General features: G+C 56.4%; 1 protein-coding gene. It reads left to right on the forward strand.

Going from position 1 to position 351, the window contains the following annotated elements:
• On the forward strand, window positions 1–351 hold a 351-nt coding region (locus FJA49_RS18535; RefSeq protein WP_158629422.1), incomplete at both ends, for a hypothetical protein.

Below are 351 nucleotides of genomic sequence, written 5' to 3' on the forward strand. Positions count from 1 at the left end.
AGACCTATATCAGGAACAACACGAACCCTGCGAGCGTAGACTTCTTCTACTATACGGACCGCAACCAGGCGGAAGCGGACGGCATCCAGGGCACGACATACCCTAACGCCATCCCTGACCCTACGGACTATGACGGCCCATCGGGAACGATATACGTGCTGATGACGACAAACGCCAACAACCCGGCGGCGAAGAAATGCTACCAGATAGTGGAGCTCGAGCTTATCGTGCACCCGCTTCCTGCGCTGGCCAACCCGATACCGAACTATACTGCCTGCGTAGGGGGTGCCACGCATACCTTCACGATGAGCAGCCACAATATCAATGTAATCGCAGCAGGGCTTAACCCGG

The organism is Flavobacterium microcysteis (assembly GCF_006385255.1).
Taxonomy (GTDB): domain Bacteria; phylum Bacteroidota; class Bacteroidia; order Flavobacteriales; family Flavobacteriaceae; genus Flavobacterium; species Flavobacterium microcysteis.